Source organism: Halomicrobium zhouii (assembly GCF_900114435.1).
In the GTDB taxonomy this organism is placed as follows: domain Archaea; phylum Halobacteriota; class Halobacteria; order Halobacteriales; family Haloarculaceae; genus Halomicrobium; species Halomicrobium zhouii.
The window spans coordinates 18,822-45,039 of record NZ_FOZK01000002.1 but is presented as its reverse complement, the minus strand read 5'-3'; the positions used below and the strand labels follow the sequence as shown (position 1 = coordinate 45,039).

Annotated in this window: 27 protein-coding genes and 1 tRNA gene; 14 read left to right on the top strand and 14 right to left on the bottom strand. The window is 67.5% G+C overall.

Features of this window, described 5'->3' with window-relative positions:
- Positions 1-89: 89 nt before the first annotated feature.
- A complete protein-coding gene (locus BM337_RS07760; RefSeq protein WP_089815708.1) occupies positions 90-581 on the top strand; it encodes a metallophosphoesterase in 492 nt (163 codons plus the stop codon).
- A 43-nt stretch (positions 582-624) separates the two neighbouring features.
- On the opposite strand, the gene BM337_RS07755 is transcribed toward BM337_RS07760, so the two are convergent.
- Entirely contained in the window at positions 625-1,698 is a 1,074-nt protein-coding gene (locus tag BM337_RS07755) for a type II glyceraldehyde-3-phosphate dehydrogenase (RefSeq protein ID WP_089815706.1), read from the bottom strand.
- 185 nt (positions 1,699-1,883) lie between these two features.
- Between BM337_RS07755 and BM337_RS07750 the strand changes: the two genes are divergently transcribed.
- Complete coding sequence (locus BM337_RS07750) at positions 1,884-2,834, top strand: aminopeptidase (RefSeq protein WP_089815704.1); 951 nt, start codon at positions 1,884-1,886, stop codon at positions 2,832-2,834.
- Between the two features lie 279 nt (positions 2,835-3,113).
- Here BM337_RS07750 and BM337_RS07745 read toward each other — a convergent pair whose 3' ends face one another.
- Complete coding sequence (locus BM337_RS07745; protein ID WP_177227338.1) at positions 3,114-4,130, bottom strand: outer membrane protein assembly factor BamB family protein; 1,017 nt, start codon at positions 4,128-4,130, stop codon at positions 3,114-3,116.
- A gap of 595 nt (positions 4,131-4,725) precedes the next feature.
- Between BM337_RS07745 and BM337_RS07740 the strand changes: the two genes are divergently transcribed.
- Positions 4,726-5,382, top strand: coding sequence for an HVO_0476 family zinc finger protein (locus BM337_RS07740; RefSeq protein ID WP_089815700.1), 657 nt, complete (start codon positions 4,726-4,728; stop codon positions 5,380-5,382).
- A gap of 97 nt (positions 5,383-5,479) precedes the next feature.
- Positions 5,480-6,109: a protein-L-isoaspartate(D-aspartate) O-methyltransferase gene (locus BM337_RS07735; RefSeq protein WP_089815698.1), complete on the top strand. Its 630-nt coding sequence runs from the start codon at positions 5,480-5,482 to the stop codon at positions 6,107-6,109.
- A gap of 2 nt (positions 6,110-6,111) precedes the next feature.
- Here BM337_RS07735 and BM337_RS07730 read toward each other — a convergent pair whose 3' ends face one another.
- A complete protein-coding gene (locus tag BM337_RS07730; RefSeq protein WP_089815696.1) occupies positions 6,112-6,624 on the bottom strand; it encodes a hypothetical protein in 513 nt (170 codons plus the stop codon).
- Positions 6,625-6,713: 89 nt separating this feature from the next.
- A complete protein-coding gene (locus BM337_RS07725; RefSeq protein WP_089815694.1) occupies positions 6,714-7,229 on the bottom strand; it encodes a hypothetical protein in 516 nt (171 codons plus the stop codon).
- Positions 7,230-7,419: 190 nt separating this feature from the next.
- Here BM337_RS07725 and BM337_RS07720 point away from each other — a divergent pair, with 190 nt between their 5' ends.
- On the top strand, positions 7,420-8,160 hold the full coding sequence (locus BM337_RS07720) for a protein-L-isoaspartate O-methyltransferase family protein (protein WP_089815692.1): 741 nt from the start codon (positions 7,420-7,422) through the stop codon (positions 8,158-8,160).
- A 587-nt stretch (positions 8,161-8,747) separates the two neighbouring features.
- Here BM337_RS07720 and BM337_RS07715 read toward each other — a convergent pair.
- Positions 8,748-9,935 carry a tubulin/FtsZ family protein gene (locus BM337_RS07715; protein ID WP_089815689.1) on the bottom strand — a complete coding sequence of 396 codons (1,188 nt, stop codon included), beginning with the start codon at positions 9,933-9,935 and terminating at the stop codon, positions 8,748-8,750.
- A 240-nt stretch (positions 9,936-10,175) separates the two neighbouring features.
- Positions 10,176-10,622 (bottom strand): DUF7382 domain-containing protein, encoded by a 447-nt coding sequence (locus BM337_RS07710; protein WP_089815687.1) that lies wholly within the window; start codon positions 10,620-10,622, stop codon positions 10,176-10,178.
- Between the two features lie 75 nt (positions 10,623-10,697).
- Here BM337_RS07710 and BM337_RS07705 point away from each other — a divergent pair, with 75 nt between their 5' ends.
- The 3 genes from BM337_RS07705 (at position 10,698) to BM337_RS07695 (ending at position 13,499) form a co-directional block, all read left to right on the top strand.
- The gene (locus BM337_RS07705; RefSeq protein WP_143117657.1) at positions 10,698-11,792 is read left to right on the top strand and encodes an ATP-binding protein; all 1,095 of its coding nucleotides are present in this window, start codon (positions 10,698-10,700) and stop codon (positions 11,790-11,792) included.
- Positions 11,793-11,868: 76 nt separating this feature from the next.
- Positions 11,869-12,552: an alpha/beta hydrolase gene (locus tag BM337_RS07700; protein WP_089815685.1), complete on the top strand. Its 684-nt coding sequence runs from the start codon at positions 11,869-11,871 to the stop codon at positions 12,550-12,552.
- A gap of 2 nt (positions 12,553-12,554) precedes the next feature.
- The gene (locus tag BM337_RS07695; protein ID WP_089815683.1) at positions 12,555-13,499 is read left to right on the top strand and encodes a VOC family protein; all 945 of its coding nucleotides are present in this window, start codon (positions 12,555-12,557) and stop codon (positions 13,497-13,499) included.
- A 21-nt stretch (positions 13,500-13,520) separates the two neighbouring features.
- Here BM337_RS07695 and BM337_RS07690 read toward each other — a convergent pair whose 3' ends face one another.
- Together BM337_RS07690 and BM337_RS07685 are read right to left on the bottom strand one after the other, a co-directional pair.
- Positions 13,521-14,363: a beta-keto acid cleavage family enzyme gene (locus tag BM337_RS07690; protein ID WP_089815681.1), complete on the bottom strand. Its 843-nt coding sequence runs from the start codon at positions 14,361-14,363 to the stop codon at positions 13,521-13,523.
- Positions 14,360-14,623 (bottom strand): hypothetical protein, encoded by a 264-nt coding sequence (locus tag BM337_RS07685; protein WP_089815680.1) that lies wholly within the window; start codon positions 14,621-14,623, stop codon positions 14,360-14,362. Before BM337_RS07685 ends, BM337_RS07690 begins: the two co-directional genes overlap by 4 nt.
- A gap of 128 nt (positions 14,624-14,751) precedes the next feature.
- Here BM337_RS07685 and BM337_RS07680 point away from each other — a divergent pair, with 128 nt between their 5' ends.
- Positions 14,752-15,981, top strand: coding sequence for an iron-containing alcohol dehydrogenase family protein (locus BM337_RS07680; RefSeq protein WP_089815678.1), 1,230 nt, complete (start codon positions 14,752-14,754; stop codon positions 15,979-15,981).
- 5 nt (positions 15,982-15,986) lie between these two features.
- On the opposite strand, the gene BM337_RS07675 is transcribed toward BM337_RS07680, so the two are convergent.
- Positions 15,987-16,667 (bottom strand): class I SAM-dependent methyltransferase, encoded by a 681-nt coding sequence (locus tag BM337_RS07675; RefSeq protein ID WP_089817137.1) that lies wholly within the window; start codon positions 16,665-16,667, stop codon positions 15,987-15,989.
- Positions 16,668-16,808: 141 nt separating this feature from the next.
- On the opposite strand from BM337_RS07675, the gene BM337_RS07670 reads away from it, so the two are divergent.
- Positions 16,809-17,207 (top strand): fluoride efflux transporter FluC, encoded by a 399-nt coding sequence (locus BM337_RS07670; RefSeq protein WP_089815676.1) that lies wholly within the window; start codon positions 16,809-16,811, stop codon positions 17,205-17,207.
- Positions 17,208-17,245: 38 nt separating this feature from the next.
- Complete coding sequence (gene crcB, locus BM337_RS07665; protein ID WP_089817136.1) at positions 17,246-17,620, top strand: fluoride efflux transporter CrcB; 375 nt, start codon at positions 17,246-17,248, stop codon at positions 17,618-17,620.
- Positions 17,621-18,554: 934 nt separating this feature from the next.
- Here crcB and BM337_RS07660 read toward each other — a convergent pair.
- The 5 genes from BM337_RS07660 to BM337_RS07640 form a co-directional block, all read right to left on the bottom strand.
- Positions 18,555-18,896 carry a winged helix-turn-helix transcriptional regulator gene (locus tag BM337_RS07660; protein ID WP_342713959.1) on the bottom strand — a complete coding sequence of 114 codons (342 nt, stop codon included), beginning with the start codon at positions 18,894-18,896 and terminating at the stop codon, positions 18,555-18,557.
- A gap of 93 nt (positions 18,897-18,989) precedes the next feature.
- The gene (locus BM337_RS07655) at positions 18,990-19,643 is read right to left on the bottom strand and encodes a hypothetical protein (RefSeq protein ID WP_089815672.1); all 654 of its coding nucleotides are present in this window, start codon (positions 19,641-19,643) and stop codon (positions 18,990-18,992) included.
- A 273-nt stretch (positions 19,644-19,916) separates the two neighbouring features.
- Positions 19,917-20,816 (bottom strand): sensor histidine kinase, encoded by a 900-nt coding sequence (locus BM337_RS07650; protein WP_089815670.1) that lies wholly within the window; start codon positions 20,814-20,816, stop codon positions 19,917-19,919.
- 200 nt (positions 20,817-21,016) lie between these two features.
- Positions 21,017-21,757: a hypothetical protein gene (locus BM337_RS07645; RefSeq protein ID WP_089815668.1), complete on the bottom strand. Its 741-nt coding sequence runs from the start codon at positions 21,755-21,757 to the stop codon at positions 21,017-21,019.
- A gap of 308 nt (positions 21,758-22,065) precedes the next feature.
- Positions 22,066-22,138: transfer RNA gene (locus tag BM337_RS07640), tRNA-Asp, on the bottom strand.
- 455 nt (positions 22,139-22,593) lie between these two features.
- On the opposite strand from BM337_RS07640, the gene BM337_RS07635 reads away from it, so the two are divergent.
- From BM337_RS07635 to rpoB, 3 genes are read left to right on the top strand one after another with little or no spacing between them, the layout of a single operon-like run.
- Positions 22,594-22,821, top strand: coding sequence for a DNA-directed RNA polymerase subunit H (locus tag BM337_RS07635; protein ID WP_089815666.1), 228 nt, complete (start codon positions 22,594-22,596; stop codon positions 22,819-22,821).
- The gene (locus BM337_RS07630) at positions 22,822-24,387 is read left to right on the top strand and encodes a DNA-directed RNA polymerase subunit B'' (RefSeq protein WP_089815664.1); all 1,566 of its coding nucleotides are present in this window, start codon (positions 22,822-22,824) and stop codon (positions 24,385-24,387) included.
- Between the two features lie 3 nt (positions 24,388-24,390).
- Positions 24,391-26,217: a DNA-directed RNA polymerase subunit B gene (gene rpoB / locus BM337_RS07625; RefSeq protein ID WP_089815662.1), complete on the top strand. Its 1,827-nt coding sequence runs from the start codon at positions 24,391-24,393 to the stop codon at positions 26,215-26,217.
- Position 26,218: the final 1 nt, after the last annotated feature.

The window sequence follows — 26,218 nt, the reverse complement described above, 5'->3', positions numbered from 1 at the left end:
ACCCCGGTAAATATCATTCGGTGACGTGTGACTCGTTCCCATTCGCCAGCGACGCCAGCCTTCTTGCCCCGGCCGGCCGAACGACGCGCATGCTCGTCGGCATCGTCGCGGACACACACGACAACCTGGCCCTGGTCGAGGCGGCGGTCGAAACGTTCGAGGAACGCGGCGTCGAGACGGTGATCCACTGCGGGGATATCGTCGCGCCGTTCTCGGCCGCGCCGTTCGATTCGGAGTTCGCGTTCCACGCCGTCCGCGGCAACAACGACGGGGAGTGGGCGCTGGCCGCGACCATCAACGAGTTCGGCACCTATCACGGCGAGATGGCCGAACTGACACTCGACGGCACCGATCTCGGCGTCTATCACGGCACGAGCGAGGCCATCGTCGAGGCGCTGGTCGCCTCGGCGAACTACGACTACGTCCTCCACGGCCACACCCACGAGCGGACTCACGAGGTGTTCGAGGGCACCGTCCAGATCAATCCCGGCGGCATCGCATTCGAGGGGGCGCCCGAACCGTTCTCGGTCGCGGTGCTGGACACCGAGACGGGCGAGGTCGAGTTCGAAGAACTGGCGTAGGTCGTGGAGAAAGACGAAAAACGGAGAAACAGCGAGAGCGCCGTCAGTCGTCGCTGGCGGCGTCGGAGATGGGGTCGGCGTGGTCGACGGCGTGGTCGGTGAGGCCGGAGCCCACGCCGAGGGCTTCGTTCGTCCGCTCGACGCTCTCCTCCTTGGTCGCGGCGTCGGCGATGGCCCGGACGGCGTCGACGTTCTCGGGCACGACGTCGGCCTCCTGGTGGATGGCCTGGAAGAGGTAGAGGTCGGCGCCGTCCATCGTCAGCGACTCGTCCCAGATGCAGTTCTCCCAGACGTCGCCGCGCGGGCGGCCGGCGTCGCTGGTGTACTCCTTGAGTTTCCCGGCGCCGTCGATGCCGAGGCGCTCGGGGAGGAGGAAGAGGCGCGACTCGTCGGCAAAGAGGTCGCGCACCTCGTCGACGTCGGGCTCTGACTCGAGGGTGACGTTGAGCGAGTGCGTGTGCATCAGCGTCGAGGGAACCTTCAGCCCCATCGTCGTGATGCGGACGTCGGGGAACACCGTCTGGACGTCCGGGCCGTGGTGGGAGGGGATCGCGATCGGGTCCGGCAGCGTGTCGTTGATCGGGCCGCGACCGGTGTCGGAGGGGTCGCCGCCGCGGCGGACCAGGGTGACGCGGACGTTCTCGACGCCGTAGTTCTCTTTCAGGGGCGCGAGCAGGCGGGAGAGACCCGTGGTGTTACAGGAGACGACGCGCACGAAGTCCGCGCCGATAGCGTCGTCGTAGTTCGCGCGGGCGTTGAAACTCACCTCGGCGACGTCGGCGTCCTCGCCGCCCTGGAAGATGGCGGGTGTGTCGTGGGCCTCGTAGATGCCCTTGTTCTGGGCGCCGACGCCGGAGGGCGTCGCGTCGACGACGATGTCGCTCTCGACGACGAGGTCGTGGACGCCGCCCTCGACGGGCAGGCCCGCGTCCTCGAACGGCGTGGCGCCGTCGTCGGCGGCGCTGTATAGTGCGTAGCCGCGGTCCAGGGCGACCTCGGCTTCGTAGTTCGGGGACCGCTTGGCGACGCCGGCGACCCGCATGTCCGGCTGGGCCCGGACGGCGTCGGCGACGCGCTTCCCGATAGTACCGAATCCATTGATGCCCACGCGGAGCATGTCCCGTGATTCTCGGCCAGCGGGTATATTTCTTGTCGTCTCCGATGCAACAATTTAACTCGCTTCGGAGTATATCGCAATCAACCCCGTCACCGCGCGACGGCGGGCGGTGAGTACGGCGCCGCGGGTCGGCCTCGCGCCCCGCGGACGCAAGACCTAATCCCCCGCCGGACCCAGTCGTCGGCATGAACTCCTCGCTCCGGAAGCCCGCAGAGACCGCCGTCGAGCAATGCATGGACCTCCAGCCCGGTGAGTCCTGCGCCGTCGTCACCGACGACAAGCGCCAGGCCATCGGCGAGGCGCTGTACGCCGTCGCCAGCGACATAACCGACGACGCCATCCTGCTTCGCTACCCCCCGGGCGACCAGCACGGCGAGGAACCGCCCGAACCCGTCGCCGCCGCGATGGCCAGCGCCGACGTGGTGCTGGCGCCGACGACGAAGAGCGTGACCCACACGCGCGCCCGGAGCGACGCGACGGACGCCGGGGCCCGCGTCGCGACGCTGCCCGGAATCACGGACGCCGTCTTCCTGATGGGCCTGGACGCCGACTACGAGGCCATTGCCGGGCACTGCCGGGACGTCCTCGCACAGGTCGAGGACGCCGACGAGATCCGGGTGACGTCTCCGCAGGGCACCGACATCACCTTCGAACCGGGCGCCCGCGAGTGGCGCCTCGACACCGGCATCGTCCATGAGGCCGGGTCGATGTCCAACCTCCCCGCCGGCGAGGTGTTCCTCTCGCCCGACAACGCCAACGGGACGTTCGTCGTCGACGGGACGATGATGCCCTACGGCGCACTGGAGGGCAGGGAACTCCGCTTCGACGTCGAGGACGGCTACGTCACTGATATCTCGGACGACCGGGTTCGCGAGGAGATCGAGGACGCCGCGGAGGAGGTCGGCGACGCCGCGTACAACCTCGCCGAACTCGGCATCGGCACTAACGTCGCCGTCGAGGAACTGGTCGGGTCGGTCCTGCTGGACGAGAAAGCCGGCGGTACCGTCCACATCGCCATCGGCGACGACCACGCCATCGGCGGCGACACCGACGCGCCCATCCACCTCGACGGCATCCTGACGGAGCCGACAGTGTTTGCAGACGGGGAAGAGATCGATCTTCCGCGGCGGGAGTGAGCGGAGTGGGAGTGAAACGTGAGCATGGGGACGGAGAAGGAAGCGAACTTCCCAGCTCTGTTGAAATTCTATCGGCCCCATAGCTTTGGTCTCGATACGATCGTTCGGTGGCTAGTGTGTACTGGTCACTAGTCGGTTTACCAAACAACAATGAAGTGTTGAGTCGCATCAGGATACACGGCGCTAGTTGTGACCGCCAATGTGAACGATCGGAGCGGAAAATAGTGCGAAGCTCTGCCAGATCACTCAACGAAAACGATACGTGATCAATCCTCAGAGTCACGTGTAGGCGACCAATCGCTCCTCAGTCGGAACGAACAGGGTGTTGTCAGCAGCTACTGGGGGATAGACGCGCTCGTCAGCCGGGAAGGAAATCCGGTCCCGCTCCGCCCCGCTGGCGACGTTGAGCCGCAGGAGTGCGTCCGGTGGATCCTCACTCCCTTCGCGCCGGGCGTACCTGATCGCCAAGACATCGTCACCAACCACGACCGGCCGAGAGTAGCCGTGGAACTCGACTGGAGTAGGTTCTGGTCCGACATCCCACAGTAATTCGCCGGTTTCGAGATCGCGGGCCTGCAACCGCCGGGGATAGTCGCTGTACACCTCCAGGAGATAGATGACTGCCTCCGACGTAACGGCGCCAACTTCGAATCCAGGGCGAGCATACCGTGTCCCGTCGTCGCCTTCTCCTCCTTCAAGGAAGTGTTCGCTCTGGACACTCCATTTGAGCGACCCATCTGCGAGCGACAACGCCCTGAGCTCGCCCGGGAATCGATTCGAAATGATCAAATCGTCGACGAGGGCGGCCGTGCCTCCACCGACATCCGAGCGCCACTGTCGGTCACCCGAGGCGGGGTCGAGTGCGAGGACGCCGTGGTCGCGTGTCGGAACGATAACTCGGCCGTCGGCAACCGCGATATCACGGGGCCAACCTCCATGGACGGCGCGCCAGCATTCGACACCAGTACGAGCGTCGAGCCCAGTGATAGCGAAGTGATCGTCGTCACGTGCCCGATCCGGGGAACGGTCGACGGTGAGTAACCGGCCGTCAGCAAGCGTTTGCGGGACATGTGAGGAGAAGGAGTCAGTCCATATCATCGCACCATCACCGAGCGAACGAACAGCGAACCGGACGGACGAATTCGGGACCTCTCCCTCAACGAACGCCATTCCACTCGCAGCGAAGACCTGCCCGTACTCGGCGTCCTCAACTGTGCGACGCCATATCACTCGACCGTCGTCGTTCGAGATTCCGAGAAGGATGCTCTGTGGGGGAGCCACCACGAATGCGACCACGACGCCGTCAGCGACGACGAGTGGCCTCAGCCCGTGTATATCACTGACAGGCCATTCCCGTTCCCATGTCTGGCCGAGTGGCCAGTCCGGGCCAGCGCGAGCTGGAGCACGGCCTGTATTTGCCCGGTCGTGTCGGTCGAATGGCCAATCCGTTAGACTCGTGGCGAGTGGGGATGGAGCACAGTCGCGGCCAGCAAGCCAGTCGGGAACGCTAGAGGCAGAGCGAACACCCGCAACATAGCCACCGACCCCGATTGCGGAACCACCCACGGCCGCAAGTACTTGGCGTCGAGAGATAGAGGGCGAGTCGACCATGCGGATATTTTCAAAGAGTTCAACTAATATTTACTGGACCAAGAGACTGCCCACAGTTGGCCTGAAGAGCCCAGTGCTTTCGAGCGTAAGTTGCTACCTATTCGCTCTCTATCTTGCGCGATGCTTGTGAAAGGTACTGCATAGAGCGACGATTCGCGCGATACAATGTTCCCTAGCACTGACCGGGATGACGCGTCGGCGATCACAGGTCGAGATAGCACACTGCAATCGTGCCACCGAGTACGACGCGCATTTACGCACGCGCCGAATAGCCCACCGTATGACAGACGCTACACCGGGCGAACGCGTCGCCCTGCCGTGTCCGGCCTGTTCGCCGGACCTGGAGACGGTCCACGAGGTGCTCAAGCCGGGCGGGCAGGTGACAGTTCGCTGTACCGAGTGCGACCACGTCCACAAGACACAGCTTCCCGAAGCCAGCGAGATTCAGCGCAAGGTCGTCGTCTCCCAGGAGGGCGAGTCCTTCTCCACGCAGGTCGACGTCCCCGCCGAGGAGGAACTGGCCACGGGCGAGGAGTTCCTGCTGGAGACCGAAGAGGCGATCATGACGGTGCGGATCACCAGCCTCGAACTCGACGGCGAGCAGCGCGTCGACGAGGCCACCGCCGAGGACGTCCGGACCATCTGGACCCGGGCGGTCGGCAACGTCTCCGTCAACGTGACGATGCACCCGAAGGACGGCCGCCACGACGAGACGGAGAGCTTCAAGCTCCACATCCCCGGCGACGAGGAGTTCATCGTCGGCCGGAGCTCCGAGTACGGCGACAACGAGTTCACTGTCGAGGGGTTCCACGTCCGCGACGACGCCCACGGCTACGACCGCGACCGCTACGACCAGGGCGGCGACTCCGTGGTGGCCAAGGACGTCAAGCGACTCTACGTCCGCGACGAGTCCACGACCGCGTGGTCGGCCTGGTGACGCGGCGGACTGCGTAACGGCGCGGTCGAGGAGATCGACCGCCCTCGGTCGCTTACTCGCCGATGCGCTCTTGTCGCCGGCCGTGCTACTGGCACCCATGACCGACCTGGACGAGCGCCGGCAGCGCCTGGTCGAGCGGCTCGCGGGGCGCGAGGCGGTCGACGACGAGCGCGTGCTCGACGCGATGGCGTCCGTCCCGCGCCACGCGTTCGTCCCCGACCACGAGCGCGCCGACGCCTACGCCGACCGCCCGCTCCCCATCGGCGAGGGCCAGACCATCAGCGCGCCCCACATGGTCGCCATCATGGCCGACCTGCTGGATCTTCGCCCCGGGGACCGGGTCCTCGAAATCGGGACGGGCTGTGGCTACCACGCTGCCGTGACCGCCGACATCGTCGGCGCCGAGAACGTCTACAGCGTCGAGTACCACGAGAATCTTGCCGAGGAAGCCCGGGACAGACTGGCTAACGTGGGGTACGATGGCGTCTCGGTCCGCGCCGGCGACGGGAAGGGAGGGTGGGCCGAGCACGCCCCCTACGACCGCGCGTACCTGACCTGCGCAGCGCCGGAGTTTCCCGACGCGGTCGTCGAGCAGGTCCGTCCCGAGGGACTGCTGCTGGCACCCATCGGGAAGGGGCGCCAGATGCTGGTCCGTGCGCGCAAGCGCGCCGACGGCGAACTGGAGCAGGAGCGCCACGGCGGGGTCAGGTTCGTGACGTTGCAGTGAGGCTATTCGGGGCTGCCGACGCGGGGAATCACGTACCGGCGCGCACCCGACTCCAGCAGCGCCAGGCCGACGATCGTACCGAGTACCCACGGCGCGAACACCGCGTAGAGGGCGAACGACTCCGTCTCGCCGCCGAGCTGGAAGTGGAGGAACGTCGACAGCGTCGTCGACGTGAGCGCCACCGCCAGCGGCGAGACGAGCCCGTACTCCAGGTACCCGTACACCGGTCCGGCGACCTGGACGGCGAGGAGGAGGGTTCCGATCCCGTAGACGGCTATCGCGACCGGCAGGTCGGGGAACGAGAACTGCCGGAACGTACCGAGCCAGAGTCGCGGGACTGCCCAGAGCGCGAGTCCGACGCCGGCGGCGAGGACGCCGCTCGCCGCAGCGATCCGAAGGGGCGTATCGGATCGCCGATACCGGAGTGGGAGGGCAACGAGGACGAGCGCCACCGCGACGGCGATCCCCCAGTTCGCGGGGATGCTCCCGAAGAGCGGGTCCGGCAAGCCCTGCATACCGTCGCGTTCGCGGGCTGCTCCCGTCAACGTTCCGCCCGGGAGAGACCGTCCGGAAGGTGAGACGTCGGGCCGTCAGTCCCGCCGCTCTAGGCGGACAGCGGCCGCGATCCGTTCAGTCGCCGCGTGACGAATTCCAGCGTGAAAGCCCCGCATATCGAGCCGACGGCCATCGGACTGAGAACGACGTAGAGGACGAACGAGCCGATTTCGCCACCGACCTGAAAGAAGAGAAACGTCGACAGCGCGGTCGCGGCGACGGCCGCCCCCAGTGGCAGGACGAAGCCGTATCGCAGGAACCCGTAGACCGGTCCGGCGACCTGGAGCGCGAGCACGCCCGCGCCGAGGGCGGAGAGGGCGACGCCGAGTACGATTCCTGGGCCGGACCAGGCGTACCGCTGGAACGTTCCCGCAGCGACCCGCGGGGCCAGCCAGACGGCGAGTCCGACCGCCATCGCGAGGACGCCGCTCGCCGCTGCGAGGCGTGTGGGTTCGGCTTTCCGCCGGGCGACGAGTGGCCCGACGACGAGGACCAGGGCCAGCCCGAGCGCACCGACCAGATTCGCCGACAGGCTTCCGAGCAGCGGATCCGGCGTCATCTGCATAGACGCGCATGCAGGACAACCAGCTGTCAATCTTCCGCAACGATGGTCGTTCGTGACCGCTCGAACGAGGGACCGGATCGCGACGACACCGACGGTCATTCTACGGCGGTTTTACCGGTGGTGATCGAAAGACGGCGACGGGTTCGCCCCGACCAGTTCATTGAATAGCATCGGGCTCTCACTGCGGCGTATGGACCTCGCGGTCGTGCGGGACGACATGGTCGACAGCCTGGAACACGAGAGCAAGGGCTGCGTCCACTCACCGAACGTCTCCCAGGCCATGCGGACGGTGCCGCGGGAGGTGTTCGTCGACGACGAGCGCGGCGCCTACGCCGACCGCCCGTTCGAACGCTTCGGGACGCGCGTCCTCTCGCCGAGTACGGCCGCGCGCATGGTCGAGGCGCTGGACCCGACGGAGGGCGACGACGTCCTCGTCGTCGGCGTCGGCGTCGGCTACACGGCCGCCGTCGTCGCCGAACTCGTCGGCGAGGCCAACGTCCACGCCATCGACATCGCCCGCCGCCTCGTGCTGGACGCCCGGTCGAACCTCTCGAAGGCGGGCTACGGCGGCGTCCTCGTCGACCGCCGCGACGGCGCCGACGGCCTCCCCGAGTACGCTCCCTTCGACCGCATCCTGCTGGAGGCGGCCGCCATCGAACCGCCCCGGGCGCTCGTCCGGCAACTGGCCGACGACGGCCGTATGGTGATGCCGCTTGGCGCCGGCGAGCAGTCGCTCGTGACCGTGGAGCCCTCTGGCGACGTCGACGACCGCCTCGGCGGCGTCGCCTTCCAGCCCATGCTCCTGGAGGGCGAACAGGCCGACACGCCCGAGCGCAACCGAACCCGCCGGGAGGATAGAGAGCGCGCTCGTCGCTCGGCGGAGTCTCGCACCGGCTGGGAGCAGGAGTGGATCGACTGGGACAGCTACTAGGAGTTCTCTCTAATTCTGCTTTGGTTCCTCGTTGCGACCTCGACAGCGATAATTAAGGAAAGCCCTCGGCCCGCTCGACTTGTGCGACTCGCTGCGCTCCTCGCTGGCGCTGCGGTGCTTACTTCGTCGGACTTCGTCGACCGTACCTCGCCCTTTCAGTCCACCAGGGATCCGCATAGCTCGCGCGGCCTCCGGCCCGCGCTCGCGATTGGAACCACCAAACCTCCCCGGACCCGTCGCGTCCGCTCCGGGTCACGCTTCCTGACCGCACCGCCTGGCCGGGAGCGAGTGGCCGAGCAACAGCGAGGCCCTCGCGACCCGGGGAAGGGCAGGGCTGCGGTGCTGTGCGGTCCTCGGAGGAATGAAAGGGCGAGGCGGGCTCGGGGAAGCCGGGACCCCTAAGCACCGCAACGGAGTGAGGAGCGCAGGGTGGCCCCCGCGACCCGAGCACGCAGAGGGCTTTCTTCGTGTTGGCAGTTGCTTTGTCTGCTAGCGAGCGGACCGAGGGCAACCCTTTATTTGCGGTATGGCAAGTGCCAAGCACGTAGAAACAGCTCTCAGCCCAGTCACCCCAAAACCAGAATCTCCTACACAGGGTCGAGGCGGTTCTGGTCGTCGGTGATCAGCTCGTCGATTTCGTCTTCGCGGGTCGCCGCCTGGTCGTCGATGGAGTCCTGGGCACCGACCGCCTGCTCTTGGAGCTGGTCGACGCGGGGGACGTCGGTGACGTTGGACAGGAGCACGCACGCAGAGAGGTGGTCGGCGTCCTGCCGGGGGTCGTCGCCGGCCAGGACCTCGACGGACTGGGTCTCCTGTTCGAGCCACTGGCGGGCGCGCTGGATCCCCTTCTGGGAGAACTCGCGGGGCGGCCCGGAGATGACGATCAGGGCGCGCTCGGCCGAGGAGACGTCGGCCGGGCAGGTGAGTCGCGACTGGACGGCCTTGCGGACGAGGCCGTGGATCTTCATCGGGAGGTCGCTGTTCTCGCTCTCTTGCTCGTCGTGGCCGTTGGTCGAGAGCCGGCCGAGCAGCCCCTGGCTCTTGCGCGTCTCGCGCTCGACGGTGGCCTCGCTATAGGCGATGGTGCTGACGCCGCCCGTCGACAGCGTCCGGCGGATGTCGCTGGAGTCCATCGCGCTCTCGGAGACCTGCGAGCCGTCGATTTCCCCGGCGGCCAGCAGCGTGACGAACCGGCGGGCGAGTTCCTGGTTGGTGCGCTGGTAGCCGCCCTCGATGGAGTCGTCGGTCGAGCGCCAGGCGTCGTTGTCGAACAGCATGAGGTTGTCCGTCGCGTTGGTAAAGGACTGGAGCGAGCGGGCGGCGTTGAGCGACGCGCGGCCGCCCTCGGCCGAGCCAGGCATCACGCCGAGGCCGTAGACTGGCTCCTCGTAGGTCTCGCGGAGGCGCTCGGCCAGGACAGGCGCGCCGCCGCTGCCTGTACCGCCGCCGAGCCCCGCGACGACGAGGAAGCCGTCGACGGCGTGGAGGGGGACGCCATCGAGCGCGCGTTCGATCTCGTTCAAGTCCTGGCGGGTGACCTCGGCGCCGAGTTCGGGGTCCGCGCCGGCGCCCCGGCCCTTGACCTGCTCGTGGGTCTGGCCGATGAGCAGGCGCTTTGCCTCCGGAATCTCCTCCAGTTTCTCCAGGTCGATGGCAGCCGCGTTGACCGCCATGGCGAAGGCGCTGAGCGAGCGTCCGGTCTCACGCTCGAAGGCCAGCAGCCTGTCGGCGATCTTGCCGCCCGCGTTGCCGAAGCCGATCACTGCGAGATTCATGCAGGCGACTCCGGCAGGGGGCCGATTAATTATAGGCTACTTACCGACTTCGACGGAGGCTGTCGCGGCCGTTATCGAGAGCTTAGCCCGTCCGGATCCGTCGATACCCGCCATCGACAGTCCCGAACGGTGCCGGCCGGAATCGGTCGGAGCGGGCCACTGGTGGCTATTCCGTGCCCAGACGATCCGCAGGGAACCCTTACCCGGAATCTGGGCGGCGAAATCCGGGCCACGGTCCGATCAGTCGTCCGCTACGACGAGGATGTCGGTGTTGGCCCGGCGATCGGTGTACCCGCCACTCGCGGGCGGTTTGACGGCTATCTCGACGGTCCCCTCGTCCTGATTGGGACCGAGCGACGGGTCGACGTCCACGTCCACCGACCCGTCGTCGCCGGTTCTGTCGGTCACCACCCCGTCCAGCGTGGCCGTGCCGCCGGAGACGACGACGGTGGCGTCTGCGACCGGCTCGCCGTCCGGTTCGACGACGGTCAGGGTGAGCTCGGTCTCCTCGGCCTCGATCACCTCCGGCTCGGGCGCGACGTCGAGTTCGGTGACGGTCATCGCGTCCAGCCCGCCGATGGTGTTCATCATCACGCTCAGGCTGGCGACGCCGACGACGAGTGCGATCACGAGCCGGATCGGGAGCCCCTCGATGGCGCGGTCGTCGCGCCACAGTTCTGCGAACATGGCCCGGTCTGGCCCCGTCCCGACTGATAAAGGCCCGGACGAGGGTTCAAGTGGGAAGCCGGGGCCAGCCCCGGTATGGTCGTCATCGGACGCGGCGGGGAAACCGGGGACGGGGAAAACAGACCGGCCGGGTTGCTCGGTCACTACCGGGCCCGCGACGGGAGCCACGGCGCGCGCGTCGAACTGGACCTCGACCGGCCCCACGTCGGCCTGGTCGTCGGCAAGCGCGGGTCGGGGAAGTCCTACACGCTCGGGGTGCTCGCGGAGGCGCTGACGGGCGCCGACGGCGTCGCGCCGGTCGTGGTCGACCCGATGGGTGCGTTCCGGACGCTGGAGCGGCCGCCCGTCTCGGCCCGCGTCGTCGAACCGCGCGTCGCCGCGGACGCGCTCGCACCCCGGGAGTGGTGTCGCCTGGTGGGACTGGATCCGAAGAGCGGGCCCGGATCGCTCGTCTGGCGGGCCGCGGCGGAGCAGGAGACGCTCGCCGGAATGCAGGAGTACGTCGACGACGCGGACGCGGCGACTGCGACCTGCCGCGCGGCCGCGAACCACCTCCGCACGGCCGCCCAGTGGCGGGTTTTCGGCGGCGACGCGCTCGCGCCACGGCACCTGACGGAGCGCCCGACCGTCCTCGACTGCGCAGGGCTGGGCCGCGCACCGACGAACACCGTCGTCGCCGCGGTCGCCGAGTCCCTCTACAGAGCGCGCGTCGCGGGCGCGCTGGACGTTCTCCCCTGGTTGCTGGTCGACGAGGCCCACGTCCTGTTCGACGGGGTGGCGGCGCCCTCGCTCAGACAGCTCCTCACCCGGGGCCGACAGCCCGGCGTCAGCCTCGTCGCCGCGACCCAGCGACCGAGCGCGCTCCCCGACGTGGCTCACTCGCAGGCCGACCTGCTGGTCGCCCACCGCCTGACGAACCGGGCCGACTGGGAGGCGCTGGCGGCGGCTCGCCCCGCCTACATGGACGGGACCTTCGCCGAACGGACGCCGAGCGAACCCGGGGAGGCCCTGGTCGTCGACGACGCGACGGAGTCCGTCCACGCGCTGGCGGTCCACGAGCGCGAGACGCCCCACGGCGGTGAGAGTCCGCGGGCGTCGGAGCTGAACAGGCACGGTGGAGACGAACGCGCGGGAGAGCCCGAGTGCATCACCGACGGAGGCGGTGACTGAAGGCAGTGGCGACCATAGAGACGTCATCAACCATGATTTCACAGACACCACCCAGGTTCCAGGGAGGTGAGCGCGCGTGAGCGGGCCGCACCAGAATCAATCCCTCGTGACGGCCGGTGCGCCGCTCCGTGCGGCCGACGCCGCCGCGGTGCTCGTTCACGGCCGCGGGGCGACAGCCGACAGCGTCGTTCGTCTCGCCGACGAGTTCTACCGGCACGGCCTGGCGCTCCTCGCGCCGCAGGCCGAGCGAAACCGCTGGTACCCGAACTCGTTTCTCGCGCCCGTCGAGTCGAACGAGCCCTGGCTGTCGTCGGGGCTGCAGGCCATCGACGACGCCGTCGCAGAGGCGAACGGCGCGGGAATTTCCACCGACCGAATACTGCTGTTCGGCGTCTCCCAGGGCGCCTGCCTCGTCAGCGAGTTCGCCGCCCGCGATCCGACGCGGTACGGCGGCCTCGTCGCGGCCAGCGGCGGCCTGGTCGGCCCCGATATCGACACCGACCAGTATCGGGGCGAGCGGTCCCTCGACGGCACGCCGGTTCTCGTCAGCGGGACCGCAGAGGACCCGCACGTCCCCGCCAAACGACTCCGCGAGACGGCCACCGTCTTCGAGCGGCTCGGCGGCGACGTCACCGAACGCATCGACGAGGGGGACGGCCACGGCGTGAGCGACGCGGACCTCGCGGCCGCCGGCGAGAGGCTCACCAGTCTCCTCGAAGGGGAACCAGAACGGAGAGCGCCGGAACGGGGGTCGCCGTAACGATGAGGGATCCCGTCTCTGGTCTCCACCACGTCTCGGCTATCGCGGGCGACCCCCAGGCGAACGTCGACTGCTACACCGACGTGCTGGGCCTGCGGTTCGTCAAGCGGACGGTGAACTTCGACTACGAGTTCATGTACCACCTCTACTACGGGTCGGAGAGCGCCGACCCAGGGACGCTACTCACCTTCTTCCCCTACCAGCGGGGCGAGGTGGGCCGCGTCGGCCAGCCCCAGCCCAGCGCCGTGGCGCTGGCCGTCCCCGAGGGGAGTTCAGAGTACTGGTACGACCGACTCGCGGCCTCCGACGAGTTCGAGGTGGTCGTCGACGAACCCGTAGAACGCTTCGGCGACGCCGTCGTCCGGTTCCGCGACCACGACGGCGTCCGGGTCGAACTCGTGGAGAGCGACTCGTCGCGGCCGCCGGCCACCGACGCGATTCCCGCCGAGTACGCCGTCCGCGGCCTCGACAGCGTGACGCTGCGCTCGACCAGCGTCTACCACACCGCGGCGACGCTGGAGGTGTTCGGGTTCGACCTGGCCGACCAGGAGGGTGACCGGGTACGTTACGAGGTGTCGGGCGAGAGCGAGGCGGACCCGGCCGTCGTCGATATCCTCGACAGCGAATCCGAGTACGGCAAGGAGGGGATCGGCACCATCCACCACGTCGCGTTCGGCGCGGGCGACGTCCCGCTGAGCGAGTGGCGCGACCGCCTGTTCGACGCCGGACTCGAACCGACACGGATCACGGACCGGCGCTACTTCGAGTCCGTGTACGCGCGCGACCCCGGCGGCATCCTCTTCGAGGTGGCGACGACGGAACCGGGATTCACCGTCGACGAGGACCTGGACGAACTGGGCTCGTCGCTCCAGTTGCCGCCCCAGTACGAGGGAGACCGCGAGATGCTCGAATCGCAGCTGCCCGAGATAGTCGTGGACCGGGACTGACCCGACCCCGTCGCCGGTGACCTACAGTCCCAGAATGTCGCGGGCCTGTGAGGGGCTGGCGACGTCGCGTCCGAGTTCCTCGGCCACCCGGACGACGCGCTCGACGAGTTGCGCGTTGCTCTCGGCGAGTTCCCCCTTCCTGTAGTAGACGTTGTCCTCCAGGCCGACGCGGACGTGCCCGCCGAAGAGGATGCCCATCGTCGCGAAGGGGAGCTGGTGGCGCCCGAAACCGAGGGTGTTGAACAGCGCTCCCTCGGGGAGGTTGTCCACGGCGTTGCGCAGGTTCCGGGGCCGGGGTGGCGTCAGCGTGCCGCCGCCGAAGATGAGCGTCGCGTACACCGGGTCGGCGAGCTCGCGTCGCTCCAGCAGCCCGTGGACCTCGTTGAGGTGGCCGTCGTTGAACACCTCCAGTTCGGGCTTGATCCCCCGTTCGACCATCTCCGCGTGGAGCGCGTCGACCATCCCGCGGGTGTTCTCGCTGGTCAGGTGGTCGTAGCGGTTGAGCGGCCCCATGTCGAGGGAGGCCATCTCGGGTGCGGGGTCCGTCCGGAGGGGGAGGTGGCGGTCCTCGGCGGGGGCGCCCGTCCCACCAGTCGAGTGCTGGATGATCACGTCCTCGGCGTGCCGGCGGACGGCGTCGTCTATCTCCTGGAATCGCTCGGTGGCGAACGAGCGCTCGCCGTTCGGTCGGCGAGCGTGGAGGTGGACGACGGCGGCGCCCGCGTCTTCCGCGGCGGCCGCTGCCCGCCCGATCTCTTCTGGCGTCTCGGGGAGGTCGGGGTTGGCCTCCTTCCCGTGGACGCCGCCGGTCAGCGCCGCAGTGACGATCAGCGGGTCGCCCGCGAGGAAGTCGTCGTAGGTCACGCGTCGGACCCCTCCGTGGGTTCCTCGCCGCCGGTTTCGTCTTCGTCGAGTTCGGCCTCCTCGAGTTCGGCTTCGTCGAGTTCGTCCTCGTGGGCGAGGAATATCTCGCAGTCGCTCGCGTGGTCGAGGTCGTACCGGTCGTTGCAGACGTCGGCCCGCATCGGCTGGACGAACCTATCTACGGCGGTGCAGTACGCCCGGGCAGTGTCGAACGCCCGGTCGCCCGCGGAGTCGCGGTAGTCCAGGAACGGACAGGTCATGGGGACCGTTCGCGGGGACGTGGGTTAACGATTCGGCGGCGTCGCCGACAGCAGGTTACGAGCGGTAACCTGGTGGCGTGCGCGTCCGCGTAGACATACCAGTCTGGGGCGCGTAGTACTGGCCAAGAATGTCCCCAGTCGGGAGCCATCGCGACGGCGACGATCCGTTTCGGTTCGAGTACGACCCCGCAGTCCTGCGGTACGGCGTCGACGCGGTCGCCGACCTGAGTGACGAACTCGACGCCCACGACGTCGAGCGCGCGCTGGTCGTCTGCGGGTCGACGGTTGGGAACACGCCCGCTGTCATCGACCCAGTGAGAGACGGACTGGGCGACCGACTGGGCGGGGTCTTCGCCGAGACGACGCCGGCGAAGACGCTCTCGACGGCCTACGACGCGATGGAAGCGATGGAAGCGGCGGACGCCGACGTCCTCGTCAGCCTCGGCGGCGGGAGCAGCCTGGACGTCGCCAAGGTGACGAGCGTCCTCGCCGTCGACGACCGCGAGCCACAGGCCGTCGGCCGGGAACTCGCCGAGACGGGGACCGTCTCGATCCCCGACGGGTCGCTGGCGCCCATCGTCGCCGTCCCGACGACGCTGGCCGGTGCGGACCTGTCGATGGTCGCCGGCGTGACGGCCTCGCCGGACGAGGAGCGGGGGCTCGTCGACCGACAGGTCAGCGGCGGGATCGGTGACCCTCGGCTGATGCCGCGAGCGGTCGTCTACGACCCCGCGCTCGTCGCGACCACGCCCCGGAACGTCCTCGCGGGGTCGGCGATGAACGGCTTCGACAAGGGGATCGAGACGCTGTACGCCGGGAAGGCGACACCAATTACCGACGCGACGGCGGCCCGGGGACTGGGGCTAATGCAGGCGGGACTGCTCCGCCTCGGCGAGGAGGGTGTGAACACCGATGTTCTGAAACCCGTCCTGAAGGGGCTCCTGCTCGTCCAGTACGGCATCTCCCGACCGGGCGACGGGACGCTGTCGCTGATCCACGCCTTCGGCCACGGGCTCACGCGCACGTACGCTGTCCAGCAAGGCCACGCCCACGCCGTCGTCGCGCCCCACGTTCTTCGCTACCTCTTCGAGCAGGTCGAGGGCCGGCGTGATCTGCTCGCCGACGCGCTGGGCGCGGGCGACGCCGACGACCCGGCCGCGGCGGTCGTCGAGCGGGTCACGGCCGTCCGGGGCGCGCTGGACCTGCCGACGCGTCTGCGGGACGTCGATGGCCCCGACCGGGAGGAGTTCCCGGCCGTCGCCGAGGATATTCTTGCTGACTCGTTCGTGGCCAACGGCCCGGCCGATCTCGACCCGACGGCCGAGGAGATCGAGCGCGTGCTCGACGACGCCTGGTGAGGTCGTCAGCGCGGGACGGTCCCGCCCACGACGTAATAGTCGTGGTGCGGTTCCCGTCCCCAGAGCGTCGGATCCTGCAGCGGTTCGTGCGCGAGGTCGCGAAGTCCTTCGTCGCCCAGGAGTTCCCGCAGCGTCACGGGCGGCCGGCCGTCGTACAGCGGCAGGTCGCCGTGGATTTCCTCGTACTCGTCCCACGGCTCCTCGTGGTCCCAGTACCCCTCGAAGAGGACGACGCGGCCACCGGGTTCGACGACGCGTTGCCACTCCCGAAGTGCCGATTCCGGGTCGGGGAGCGTCCAGACGAGGTGGCGGGCGGTGACCAGTTCGAAGCTGTCGTCCGGGAACGGGAGGCGCTCTGCGTCGCCGCGGAAGAAGTCGATGGCGTGGCCAGCGTCCCGGGCTTTCCGGCGAGCCCGCGCGAGCATGGCGGGGGCGACGTCGACGCCCGCGACGTCGTGGCCGAGTTCCGCGAGCAGCAGGGAAATCACGCCAGTGCCACAGCCCACGTCGAGGGCGCGTCGTGAGTCTTCGCCGGCCCACTCGCGGAGCACGTCGAGCCAGCGGTCCCGCTGGTCGGCGGTGTGGACGCCGTGGTGGCTGGCGTCGTCGAACGTCTCCGCGCGGCCGTTCCAGTGCTGTCGAACGACCTTCTTGACTGCCTCGTCGGCACGTGGTCGTCGCGTCACGAAATCGTCCTCCAGTCGGCCCGGGCTACTCTCCAGTTCGGGATAGGTCTGTGGGTGCACGCGGACGGCCGCCCCGCGCGGAGCGTGACACCCGACAGGGTATCGAAACCCCCGAGTAGGGGCGTCCCATCGCTGGGGACGATGAACGAGGCGCAGGTCCGAGCGCAGGTCCGGCCGGTCGCGCTCGTCGCCGTCGGCGGCGTTCTGGGTGCCGTCGCCCGCCACGCCGTCACCGTCTCGCTTCCGTCTCCCACCATCTCGGTGCCGAGTGTCGTCCTCGGCACGCTCGTGGTGAACGTCGTCGGCAGTTTCGCGCTCGGGGCGTTGCTATCAGATGCTCGCCTCACGACGGCGCTCTCTGCCGAGACGCGCCTCGTCGTCGGGACCGGCTTCCTCGCTTCCTTCACGACTTACAGTACGTTCGCCGTCGAGACCGCCTCGCTGTCGCCGCGACTGGCCGTCGCCAACGTGGCTGGCAACTACGCACTCGGCTTCCTCGCGGTCGTGCTCGGACAGGTCGTCGCGAGGTGGCTGTCGTGAGCGCGCTCGCGCTCGATCCGTCTGTCCTCGACCCGGTAGTGCTCGGTGCGTACTTCCGTAGCCCGTTCGTATTCGTGGGGCTGGGCGGCGCCGGGGGCGCTGTCGCTCGCTACCTCGTCGGCACGTACGTCGAGCGGACCACCGTCGACACACTCGCGGTGAACGTCGCGGGGAGTTTCGTCCTCGGCGTGCTCGTCGCGGTGCCGTCGCTCGACCCTGTCGGTCCGACGTCGCTCGCCGTCGGCGTCGGCTTCTGCGGCGCGTTCACGACGTTCTCCTCGTTCGCGGTCGAGACCGTCCGACTCGCCGAGACGGGGCGGCCCCGCCGGGCCATCGTCAACGCCGTCGGGACCCTCGTGGCGGCGCTCCTCGCGGTCACAGCTGGTGGCGCCGCTGTCGCAGCGGTCTGGTAAGCCGTGCCCCCTTGCGGCCGCCGTGAGCGCGTCGTCGACCAGTGCCGTCCGCCGCCCATCGATTCTGGTTCGGAACGTACAGATCAAGGAGTTAGCGATCGGTGGGGTTCGAATTGCCGACGTGACTAAGGCCAAAACCACCTCGAAAGCCCTCGGTACGCTCGACTCGCGCGGCTTGCTGCGTTCCTCGTGGTTCGAGAGAGCGAAGCTCTCTCGTCATCACGAAAGGCGCTTCGCGCCTTTCGAACGACTTCGCTCCGGTACTTGCTGCGCCGTGCTTCGTCGACCGCACCTCGCCCTTTCAGTCCTCCAGGAACAGCATCGCTCGCGCGATAAAACGCGCTCGCGATTGAGTCCACCAACCCTCCCCGGATTCGGCGCGTCCGCGCCGAATCACGCTTCCTGACTGCTCCGCACCCGCCCAGCGGTCGGCCGGGAGGCCGTCTCGTCGGCCGACCCACCGAAAGACTCGGCACACCTCGTCTTTCGAGCCCACACTCGCTTCGCTCGCGTGGAAGGGGAAGGGCAGGGCTGCGGTGCGGGCCTCGGAGTCCTCGTGAGCGAAGCGAACGAGGGCTCGTCAGAGTGGTTCGAGAGACCGAAGCTCTCTCGTCATCACGAAAGGCGCTCCGCGCCTTTCGAACGACTTGCTCTGACGGTGGACTGAAAGGGCGAGGCGGGCTCCGGGAACCCCGGTCCACCAAGCACCGGAGCACAGCGAGGAGCGCAGGTGGGCCGCGGGACCGGAGCCCGCCGAGGGCTTTCTGGGTGTTGGCGGTCTCGTTTCTTCCAACACCAATTCAGAAGAACCACTCACACAGTATACACGATCACACACCGACCAGGCCGTCTCATAGTGGTGGTTGTAAGGCCTTACCGACGTTCGACGGCACCGGCCACGTCGAACGCCAGTACAAAGGTACAACCACCACTATCAGTCCTGGACGTCCTCGGAAAAGACCGAGCGCAGTTCCTCGACGCGGTCGACGAGGTGGTCGACCCCCTCGTTGATCGCCGCGACCTGGTCCTCGACGTCGGCCGGCGGGACGGTGCCCTGCTGGCTCGGCTCCACCACCCCGTCGTTCTCCAGCATCCGCACCGACTGGCGCACTTTGTGCTCCGGGAGGTCGGTCTCGGCTGCGAGGCTGGCGATGTCGATGGGCCCGTGTTCGATGACGGCCCGGAAGATCGCCACGTCCCGGCGTTCCTTCTCGACCTGGTCGGCCAGTCGATCCATCCCCATGTGCGTCTCTACCGTGGATATCGGCCGACGCACCTTAAACGTCCCAGTTGAGTCGCGGACGGGCGAGACGCGACCCGGTGACGGCAGGTCGACGGCGAGAGCGGAAGTGGGGCGTTCACCCCACGCTCACTCGTCGCCGAGCGGCTTGCGGCGGAGTTCGTCGAGGTCGTCGCGGAGTCGCGACAGCGCCGACTCGAGTTCCTCCCGCCGGTCGATGAGCGCGCTCAGCTCCTCGGTGTTGACCGAGTATCCCTCCTCCAGCGCGACGTCGAGTGCGTCCGTCGTCGCCTCCACCAGGTCCGTCGAGAGGTGTAGCACCTCCGAGGGCGTCCCGCGGGACTCGAACAGCTCCCGTTCGCCGGAGCGTGGCTGGTAGCCGACGATGGGCGACTCGACACCGCGGTGGTAGGATACCGTGTAGCTCAGGTCCGTCACGGGGTTCCGGCGGTCCTCGGACACCTCGGTGCGCACGATGGCGAAGGCGTCCGTCAACGAGCCGTACGTCTCCGAGAGGTCGCGCAGTCGGTCCGCGGCCGTCACGTCGAGCTGTGCCTCGACGTCGCCGAAGAACTGCTTCGAGCCAGAGAGACTGAACGCGACGGTGTAGAACACCGCTTCGTCGTGTTCGGCCAGGTTGCGAACTCGCTCGTGGACCTCGTCGTGGCGGCCCTCGATGGAGAGCTTCTCCAGTTCGTCGAGGAGCGCGCGCGTCCCGCGTTCGCGCTCCAGAAACGCCTCGACGATGGTCCGCGGCATCGAATCGCCGTCCACGTCGTCCATAGCACCGAATGCGTGCCGGCGAAGTTAACTGTTTTCGGGGGGCAGGCTGTCGCTGTCCGGTCACCGTCTCGCCATCGGAGACCGGAGTCGCCGCGATGGCACCCCCCAGCCCCGTGTGACAGGCACCCACAAAGCCTTTACCGCGGAGCCGACTCGTACTCCCTGTCCGCCTCCCGCGGTGGGACGGACGCCACTGACAGGGCGCGGGGATTTCCCCGCACGTGCCGTTCTTCGACGAGTACTCGACTGGTACTGGGAGTGTTCGACCAGCGGTCACGCTCCGGCGACTGGCAACCGGATCGAGACCACCGTCCCGTCGCTGTTGGTCAACGGGACCGACAGCGAGCCGCCGCTCGCGGTGACGATGAACCGCACGACCCAGAGGCCGAGACCCCGGGAGTGCGTCAGCGCGTCCTCGACGCCGTCCTCCAGCACCGCGCGTTCGATGTCGGGGATCCCCGGCCCGTCGTCGGTGATGCGGACGACCGCTTCGTCGCCCTCGCGATCCAGCGACACCGTCACGTTCGGGCCACGGTCCGCCTGGTGGACGACGGCGTTGCCGAGCAACTCCTCGACGGCGATGGAGAGCCGCGGGTGGGCGACGACTCGCTGGGACGGCGACGGCTCGAGTTCGAACGTGGCCGCTGGAAATTCCTCGCGCGCCGCCGCGACCGCCTCCTCGACGACCGCCGTCAGGTCCTGTTCGATCGATTCGGTCCGGTCGTCGAACACCACGTCCCGGAGGTGCTGGGACTTCGCGGCGATGTTGGACAGGTTCGCCGCCTGGCGCTGGATGCGTTCGTGGTTCGCCGCGGGGTCTCCCCGTCCAGACTGCAGCAGGTCGACGTTGTTCTGGATCACGTCACAGCTGTTCCGCAGATTGTGCCGTAACAGCCGATGGAGCACTGTCGCGTGCGCCACCGTCCGTTCGAGGCTCTCGTTCGTCGCGGCGAGCCGTCGCTGCTCGCGACGGACGAGCCAGAAGATGAGGAGTCCCGACAGCGCGACGAACACCAGCCCCTTCACCGTCTGACCGATGCGCAGGTTCGCTGCGTCCTGAAAGAGCACGCCGATCACCCAGTCAGAGAAGAGTATCCAGGCCCCGCTCAGGAGTACGTACGCGGCCGTGATCCTCACGGCACCGTACGACGTATCCCACCCCTGGTTGCCCATTACGTCAGGATTGCATATTCACTGTTGAAAAGGTTGCCGTCCGTTGCATGCCAATTACACCCGGAATTAGACAGATGTCCGTCGATTTTCCATAGATTAGAATTCCAACTACTCTTCGAATCGAGTGATAACGGCGTCGGGGTGCCGAGAGCCGCAGTACGGGGAGTCGGGGCCGGGGGCCCAGGGCTGGACCACCACTATCAGGCAAAGATAGCCTGAATGCGGTCGTTGAGCCGCTCCAGCCGTCCCTTCTCTGACGCGGGCACTCGAAACTCCGCCGGGTCCTCGTCCCACAGCTCGACGATCACCGCACACTGAACGTGGGCCAGTCGCTGGACGAGATAGACGAAGATACCGAACGGCAACGCGCTCACGAGCACGTGGAGGTACCGCGTCCACCCCCAGGACACGGTCTCGATCTCCCGCACCGAACGGACGTCCCACCACACGAGTACCGGCCCGACGACCAGGTCCACGGCGAACGCCAGCACGGTCGCGACCGCGAACACGTCGACGACGGTCGCCATCTCTCCAGGGACGACGACGAGCGCGATCACCGTCGCCAGTTGCAGGCAGAACCAGCCGGCGAGGACGTAGTTCTGGTTCGTCCCGCGACGCTTCAGCGTCCGGGACAGCACCGACGGCTCGAACCCACGCGATTCGAGTAGCTGCTGGCGGCGCTGCGTTCGGTACGCCAGCGACCCGACGTGCCCGATCGCGAGCGGACAGAGGTAGAACGCGTACCGGATGTCGCCGTACTCGACGCCGTATCGCCGATGGAGACGCTTCACGTCCAGAGCCATCACGCCGCCCAGGACGAGCGCCAGCAGCGGCCCGAACCAGAAGAACGGGATCAGCAGTACCTCCGCGAGGTACAGTCGTTTCGGGAGCAGGTCCGTGCTCGTCTCAGGGACGTCGTACTCGTCGGAATTCCCCGCCATCTGTCGTCTTCGTAGCCAGTCGTCTCCTGCAAAATAACGCTACTGGCCGTCGAGCACACGCTACGCGGTGCTCGTCGAATTAGTTCGTCGCAAAAGGACGCCCGGAGCGGGACTGAGCGAACCCGGAGGGTTCGCGAAGGTCGAAGCGGCGGCGCCGCTTCGGAATTTGAACCGGAGCCAGACGTGCTCGCTCACTCCGTTCGCTGTGCGCGACTGGCAGGGTTCAAATCCCTTCTGAGGTCGTTTCACTGCTCACGAGGGCGAGCACACGCTACGCGGTGCTCGCCGGAATTGTTCGCAGTAGGAAACGCCCGGAGCGGGATTTGAACCCGCGTCACGACCGTGACAGGGTCGTATGATGGGCCACTACACCATCCGGGCTTCACTCACAGGTATCCCGGTGTTATACTTAAGGCTTCTCAAAAACGGCGCCATTGTGGGGCGGTGTCGTGGGGAATGAAAACACGCCCGGTGGGCCGATCGGTCGCAGAATCGGAACCACAGACGGGTTCGGAGTCCTGGCGGATCGACAGTGGCCGCTGGCGCGGTCGAATCGGGATTCCTGTCGTCCAGTCGGCACCCCGGCGACCCCCGTGGGATCGGAGGTATCGGCCGAAATCAGTCCAGAGACGCGCCGTGAGCCACAAATTCCACGAATCCGGGTAACCCAAACTACTATGAGTGAGATAGTCCTATGGCTGGGTAAGACGCTCGGCCGACCACCGGGGTCGGATAGCCACGGCAGACTTACTTCGTAAGCGTTACATGGGTGTGGTCAATAGCGACCTGTAGTATCTCGTGACTGCAACCTTCTCCACTCACCGGCCACACAAACCATGGTAGATGTAAGCCAACACGAACTCGTCCCAGACCACACCGTCGTCGACGACGAGGAGATCGAAGACGTGCTCGAGGAGTACGACATCAAGAAAACAGACCTCCCGAAGCTACAGCGACTCGACCCCGCGGCCCCCGACGAGGCCAGCGTGGGCGACGTCGTCAGAGTGACCCGGGACTCGCGGACGACCGACCAGGCAGTCGTCTATCGACTGGTGGTGGAATAGATGGACACCGCCGACCACCGCGCGATCTCGCGCGAGTACTTCTCCCGTGAGCGACTCGCAGAGCACCACTTCCGCTCGTTCAACGCCTTCCTCAACCGCGGCATGCAGGAGGTCGTCGACGAGAAGGAGACCATCGACACGGACATCGGCGACAAGGAGGGGCAAGAGCCCGTCTACGTCGAACTCGGCGACGTCCGCGTCGTCACCCCGCGCGTGCGAGAAGCCGACGGGAGCGAAGAACTGCTCTATCCCCAGGAGGCGCGCCTGCGCAACATCACGTACTCCGCGCCCGTCTTCATGGAGATGGCGATCATCAAGGGCGGCGAGGAGGAAGAGGAACGCGTCGTCGACCAGACCGAGACCAAGATCGGTCGGATGCCGATCATGGTCGGCTCGGACAAGTGTAACATCGCCGGCTTCACCGAGGACGAGCTGATCGACATCGGCGAGGACCCGGCCGACCCCGGCGGCTACTTCTGCGTCAACGGCTCCGAGCGCGTCCTGATGACCTCGGAGGACCTGGCACCCAACAAGATCCTCGCGGAGTACGACACCAAGTACGGCGACGAGGTCCAGGTCGCCAAGACCTTCTCCCAGCGCCGTGGCTACCGCGCCCTCGTGCTCTGTGAGCGGACCCGCGACGGCATCCTCGAAGTGTCGTTCCCGAGCGTCTCGGGTTCGATCAACTTCGTGACGCTCGTCCGCGCGCTCGGTCTCGAATCCGACGAGGAGATCGTCCACCGCGTCAGCGACGACCCCGAGATCGTGAAGTTCATGCTGGAGAATCTGGAGGCCGCCGACGTCCAGACCACCGAGGAGGCCATCGAGACCCTCGGGAAGCGCGTCGCCTCCGGTCAGGGCAAGAACTACCAGCTCAAACGAGCGAACTACGTCATCGACCGGTACCTCCTCCCGCACCTCCACGAGGACGGCGTCGACGAGGAGGACGTCCGCATCAACAAGGCCTTCTACCTCTGCCGGATGGCCGAGGCGTGTTTCGAGCTCGCCCTCAACCGCCGCGAATCCGACGACAAGGACCACTACGCCAACAAGCGCCTCAAGGTCAGCGGCGACCTGATGCGCGACCTGTTCCGGACGGCACTGAACAAGCTGGCCCGGGACGTGAAGTACCAGCTCGAACGCGCGAACATGCGAAACCGGCAGCTCTCCGTGAGCACGGTCGTTCGCTCCGACGTCCTCACCGAGCGCCTCGAACACCCCATCGCGACGGGGAACTGGGTCGGCGGGCGCTCAGGCGTCTCCCAGCTCGTCGACCGGACGAACTACATGGGCGTCCTCTCGCACCTGCGCCGACTGCGCTCGCCGCTGTCGCGCAGCCAGCCCCACTTCGAGGCGCGTGACCTGCACGCGACCCAGTGGGGTCGCATCGGTCCGTCGGAGACCCCCGAGGGGCCGAACTGCGGGCTGGTGAAGAACTTCGCACAGGCGATGGAGCTCTCCCAGAACATCGAGGACGACCAGGAACTGAAGCAGGAACTCGCCGAGATGGGCGTTTCGGGCATCCCCGGAATCGACCGCATCGAACAGCAGCCAGCAGACGACTAAATCATGAGTCAGGGACGCGACGCCAAAGTGTACGTCAACGGCAGTCTGGTTGGGACCCATCCCAGCCCCGAACAGCTCGCAGAACAGATCCGGCAGGCCCGACGCCGGGGCGACGTCTCGGAGATGGTCAACGTCTCCGTGCGCGACCGCACCGACGAGGTCATCGTCAACGCCGACGCCGGCCGCGCCCGCCGACCGCTCCTGGTCGTCGAGAACGGCGAGCCCCTCATCGACGAGGAGGAGGTCACGGCGCTGAAGGACGGCGACCTGGAGTTCGAGGAACTGGTCGAGCGCGGCAAGGTCGAGTTCATCGACGCCGAGGAGGAAGAGGACATCCTCGTCGGCGTCGAGGAGGAGGACCTCACCGAGGACCACACCCACCTCGAGGTGGACCCACAGCTCATCTTCGGCATCGGTGCCGGGATGATCCCCTACCCCGAGCACAACGCCTCGCCCCGTATCACGATGGGGTCGGGGATGATCAAGCAGTCGCTGGGGCTCCCCTCCGCGAACTACCGAATTCGCCCGGACACGCGCCAGCACCTCCTGCACTACCCGCAGCTCTCGATGGTCAAGACCCAGACCACCGAGCAGATCGGCTACGACGACCGCCCGGCGGCACAGAACTTCGTCGTCGCGGTCATGAGCTACGAGGGGTTCAACATCGAGGACGCGCTCGTCATGAACCGCGGCTCGGTCGAGCGCGCGCTCGCCCGCTCGCACTTCTTCCGGACCTACGAGGGCGAGGAACGGCGCTACCCCGGCGGCCAGGAGGACCGCTTCGAGAAGCCCGACGACGAGGTCCGCGGTGCGCGCGGCGAGGAAGCGTACACCCACCTCGACGAGGACGGTCTCGTCAACCCCGAGACCCGCGTCGGCGAGAACGACGTCCTGCTCGGCAAGACGTCGCCGCCGCGGTTCCTCGAAGAGCCCGACGACATGGGCGGCCTCTCGCCCCAGAAGCGCCGGGAGACGTCCGTGACGATGCGTTCCGGCGAGTCCGGGGTCGTCGACACGGTCACGCTGATGGAGGGCGAGGACGGCTCGAAGCTCTCCAAGGTGAGCGTCCGTGACGAGCGGATCCCCGAACTCGGCGACAAGTTCGCATCGCGGCACGGCCAGAAAGGCGTCGTCGGTCACCTGGCGCCCCAGGAGGACATGCCCTTCACCGAACAGGGCGTCGTCCCCGACCTGGTCCTGAACCCGCACGCGCTCCCCTCGCGCATGACGGTCGGCCACGTCCTGGAGATGCTGGGCGGCAAGGTCGGTTCGCTGGAAGGCCGCCGCGTCGACGGCACGGCCTTCACCGGCGAGGACGAGGAGGAACTGCGCGGTGCGCTCGTGGACCACGGCTTCGACTCCTCCGGGAAAGAGGTCATGTACTCCGGCGTCACCGGCGAGAAGATCGAGGCCGAGATCTTCGTGGGGAGCATCTTCTACCAGAAGCTCTACCACATGGTCTCGAACAAGCTGCACGCCCGCTCGCGCGGGCCGGTGCAGGTGCTGACCCGCCAGCCCACCGAGGGCCGGGCCCGCGAGGGCGGCCTGCGCGTGGGCGAGATGGAACGGGACGTGCTCATCGGTCACGGGGCGGCGATGGCGCTCAAGGAACGGCTCCTGGACGAGTCCGACCGCGAGTGGATCAACGTCTGTGGCCAGTGTGGCATGTCCGCCGTCGAGAACGTCGAGCAACGCCGCATCTACTGTCCGAACTGTGACGAGGAGACGGACGTTCACGAGGTGGAGATGTCCTACGCGTTCAAGCTCCTGCTCGACGAGATGAAGGCCCTCGGCATCGCCCCGCGCATCGAACTGGAGGACGCAGTCTAAG

What these genes read in the sequence shown, in the direction of transcription:
- BM337_RS07760 (WP_089815708.1), top strand. Translation starts at nt 90, where the DNA reads ATGCTCGTCGGCATCGTCGCGGACACACACGACAACCTGGCCCTGGTC.
- BM337_RS07755 (WP_089815706.1), bottom strand. Translation starts at nt 1,698, where the DNA reads ATGCTCCGCGTGGGCATCAATGGATTCGGTACTATCGGGAAGCGCGTC.
- BM337_RS07750 (WP_089815704.1), top strand. Translation starts at nt 1,884, where the DNA reads ATGAACTCCTCGCTCCGGAAGCCCGCAGAGACCGCCGTCGAGCAATGC.
- BM337_RS07740 (WP_089815700.1), top strand. Translation starts at nt 4,726, where the DNA reads ATGACAGACGCTACACCGGGCGAACGCGTCGCCCTGCCGTGTCCGGCC.
- BM337_RS07735 (WP_089815698.1), top strand. Translation starts at nt 5,480, where the DNA reads ATGACCGACCTGGACGAGCGCCGGCAGCGCCTGGTCGAGCGGCTCGCG.
- BM337_RS07730 (WP_089815696.1), bottom strand. Translation starts at nt 6,624, where the DNA reads ATGCAGGGCTTGCCGGACCCGCTCTTCGGGAGCATCCCCGCGAACTGG.
- BM337_RS07725 (WP_089815694.1), bottom strand. Translation starts at nt 7,229, where the DNA reads ATGCAGATGACGCCGGATCCGCTGCTCGGAAGCCTGTCGGCGAATCTG.
- BM337_RS07720 (WP_089815692.1), top strand. Translation starts at nt 7,420, where the DNA reads ATGGACCTCGCGGTCGTGCGGGACGACATGGTCGACAGCCTGGAACAC.
- BM337_RS07715 (WP_089815689.1), bottom strand. Translation starts at nt 9,935, where the DNA reads ATGAATCTCGCAGTGATCGGCTTCGGCAACGCGGGCGGCAAGATCGCC.
- BM337_RS07710 (WP_089815687.1), bottom strand. Translation starts at nt 10,622, where the DNA reads ATGTTCGCAGAACTGTGGCGCGACGACCGCGCCATCGAGGGGCTCCCG.
- BM337_RS07705 (WP_143117657.1), top strand. Translation starts at nt 10,698, where the DNA reads ATGGTCGTCATCGGACGCGGCGGGGAAACCGGGGACGGGGAAAACAGA.
- BM337_RS07695 (WP_089815683.1), top strand. Translation starts at nt 12,555, where the DNA reads ATGAGGGATCCCGTCTCTGGTCTCCACCACGTCTCGGCTATCGCGGGC.
- BM337_RS07685 (WP_089815680.1), bottom strand. Translation starts at nt 14,623, where the DNA reads ATGACCTGTCCGTTCCTGGACTACCGCGACTCCGCGGGCGACCGGGCG.
- BM337_RS07680 (WP_089815678.1), top strand. Translation starts at nt 14,752, where the DNA reads ATGTCCCCAGTCGGGAGCCATCGCGACGGCGACGATCCGTTTCGGTTC.
- BM337_RS07670 (WP_089815676.1), top strand. Translation starts at nt 16,809, where the DNA reads ATGAACGAGGCGCAGGTCCGAGCGCAGGTCCGGCCGGTCGCGCTCGTC.
- BM337_RS07655 (WP_089815672.1), bottom strand. Translation starts at nt 19,643, where the DNA reads ATGGACGACGTGGACGGCGATTCGATGCCGCGGACCATCGTCGAGGCG.
- BM337_RS07650 (WP_089815670.1), bottom strand. Translation starts at nt 20,816, where the DNA reads ATGGGCAACCAGGGGTGGGATACGTCGTACGGTGCCGTGAGGATCACG.
- BM337_RS07645 (WP_089815668.1), bottom strand. Translation starts at nt 21,757, where the DNA reads ATGGCGGGGAATTCCGACGAGTACGACGTCCCTGAGACGAGCACGGAC.
- BM337_RS07635 (WP_089815666.1), top strand. Translation starts at nt 22,594, where the DNA reads ATGGTAGATGTAAGCCAACACGAACTCGTCCCAGACCACACCGTCGTC.
- BM337_RS07630 (WP_089815664.1), top strand. Translation starts at nt 22,822, where the DNA reads ATGGACACCGCCGACCACCGCGCGATCTCGCGCGAGTACTTCTCCCGT.
- rpoB (WP_089815662.1), top strand. Translation starts at nt 24,391, where the DNA reads ATGAGTCAGGGACGCGACGCCAAAGTGTACGTCAACGGCAGTCTGGTT.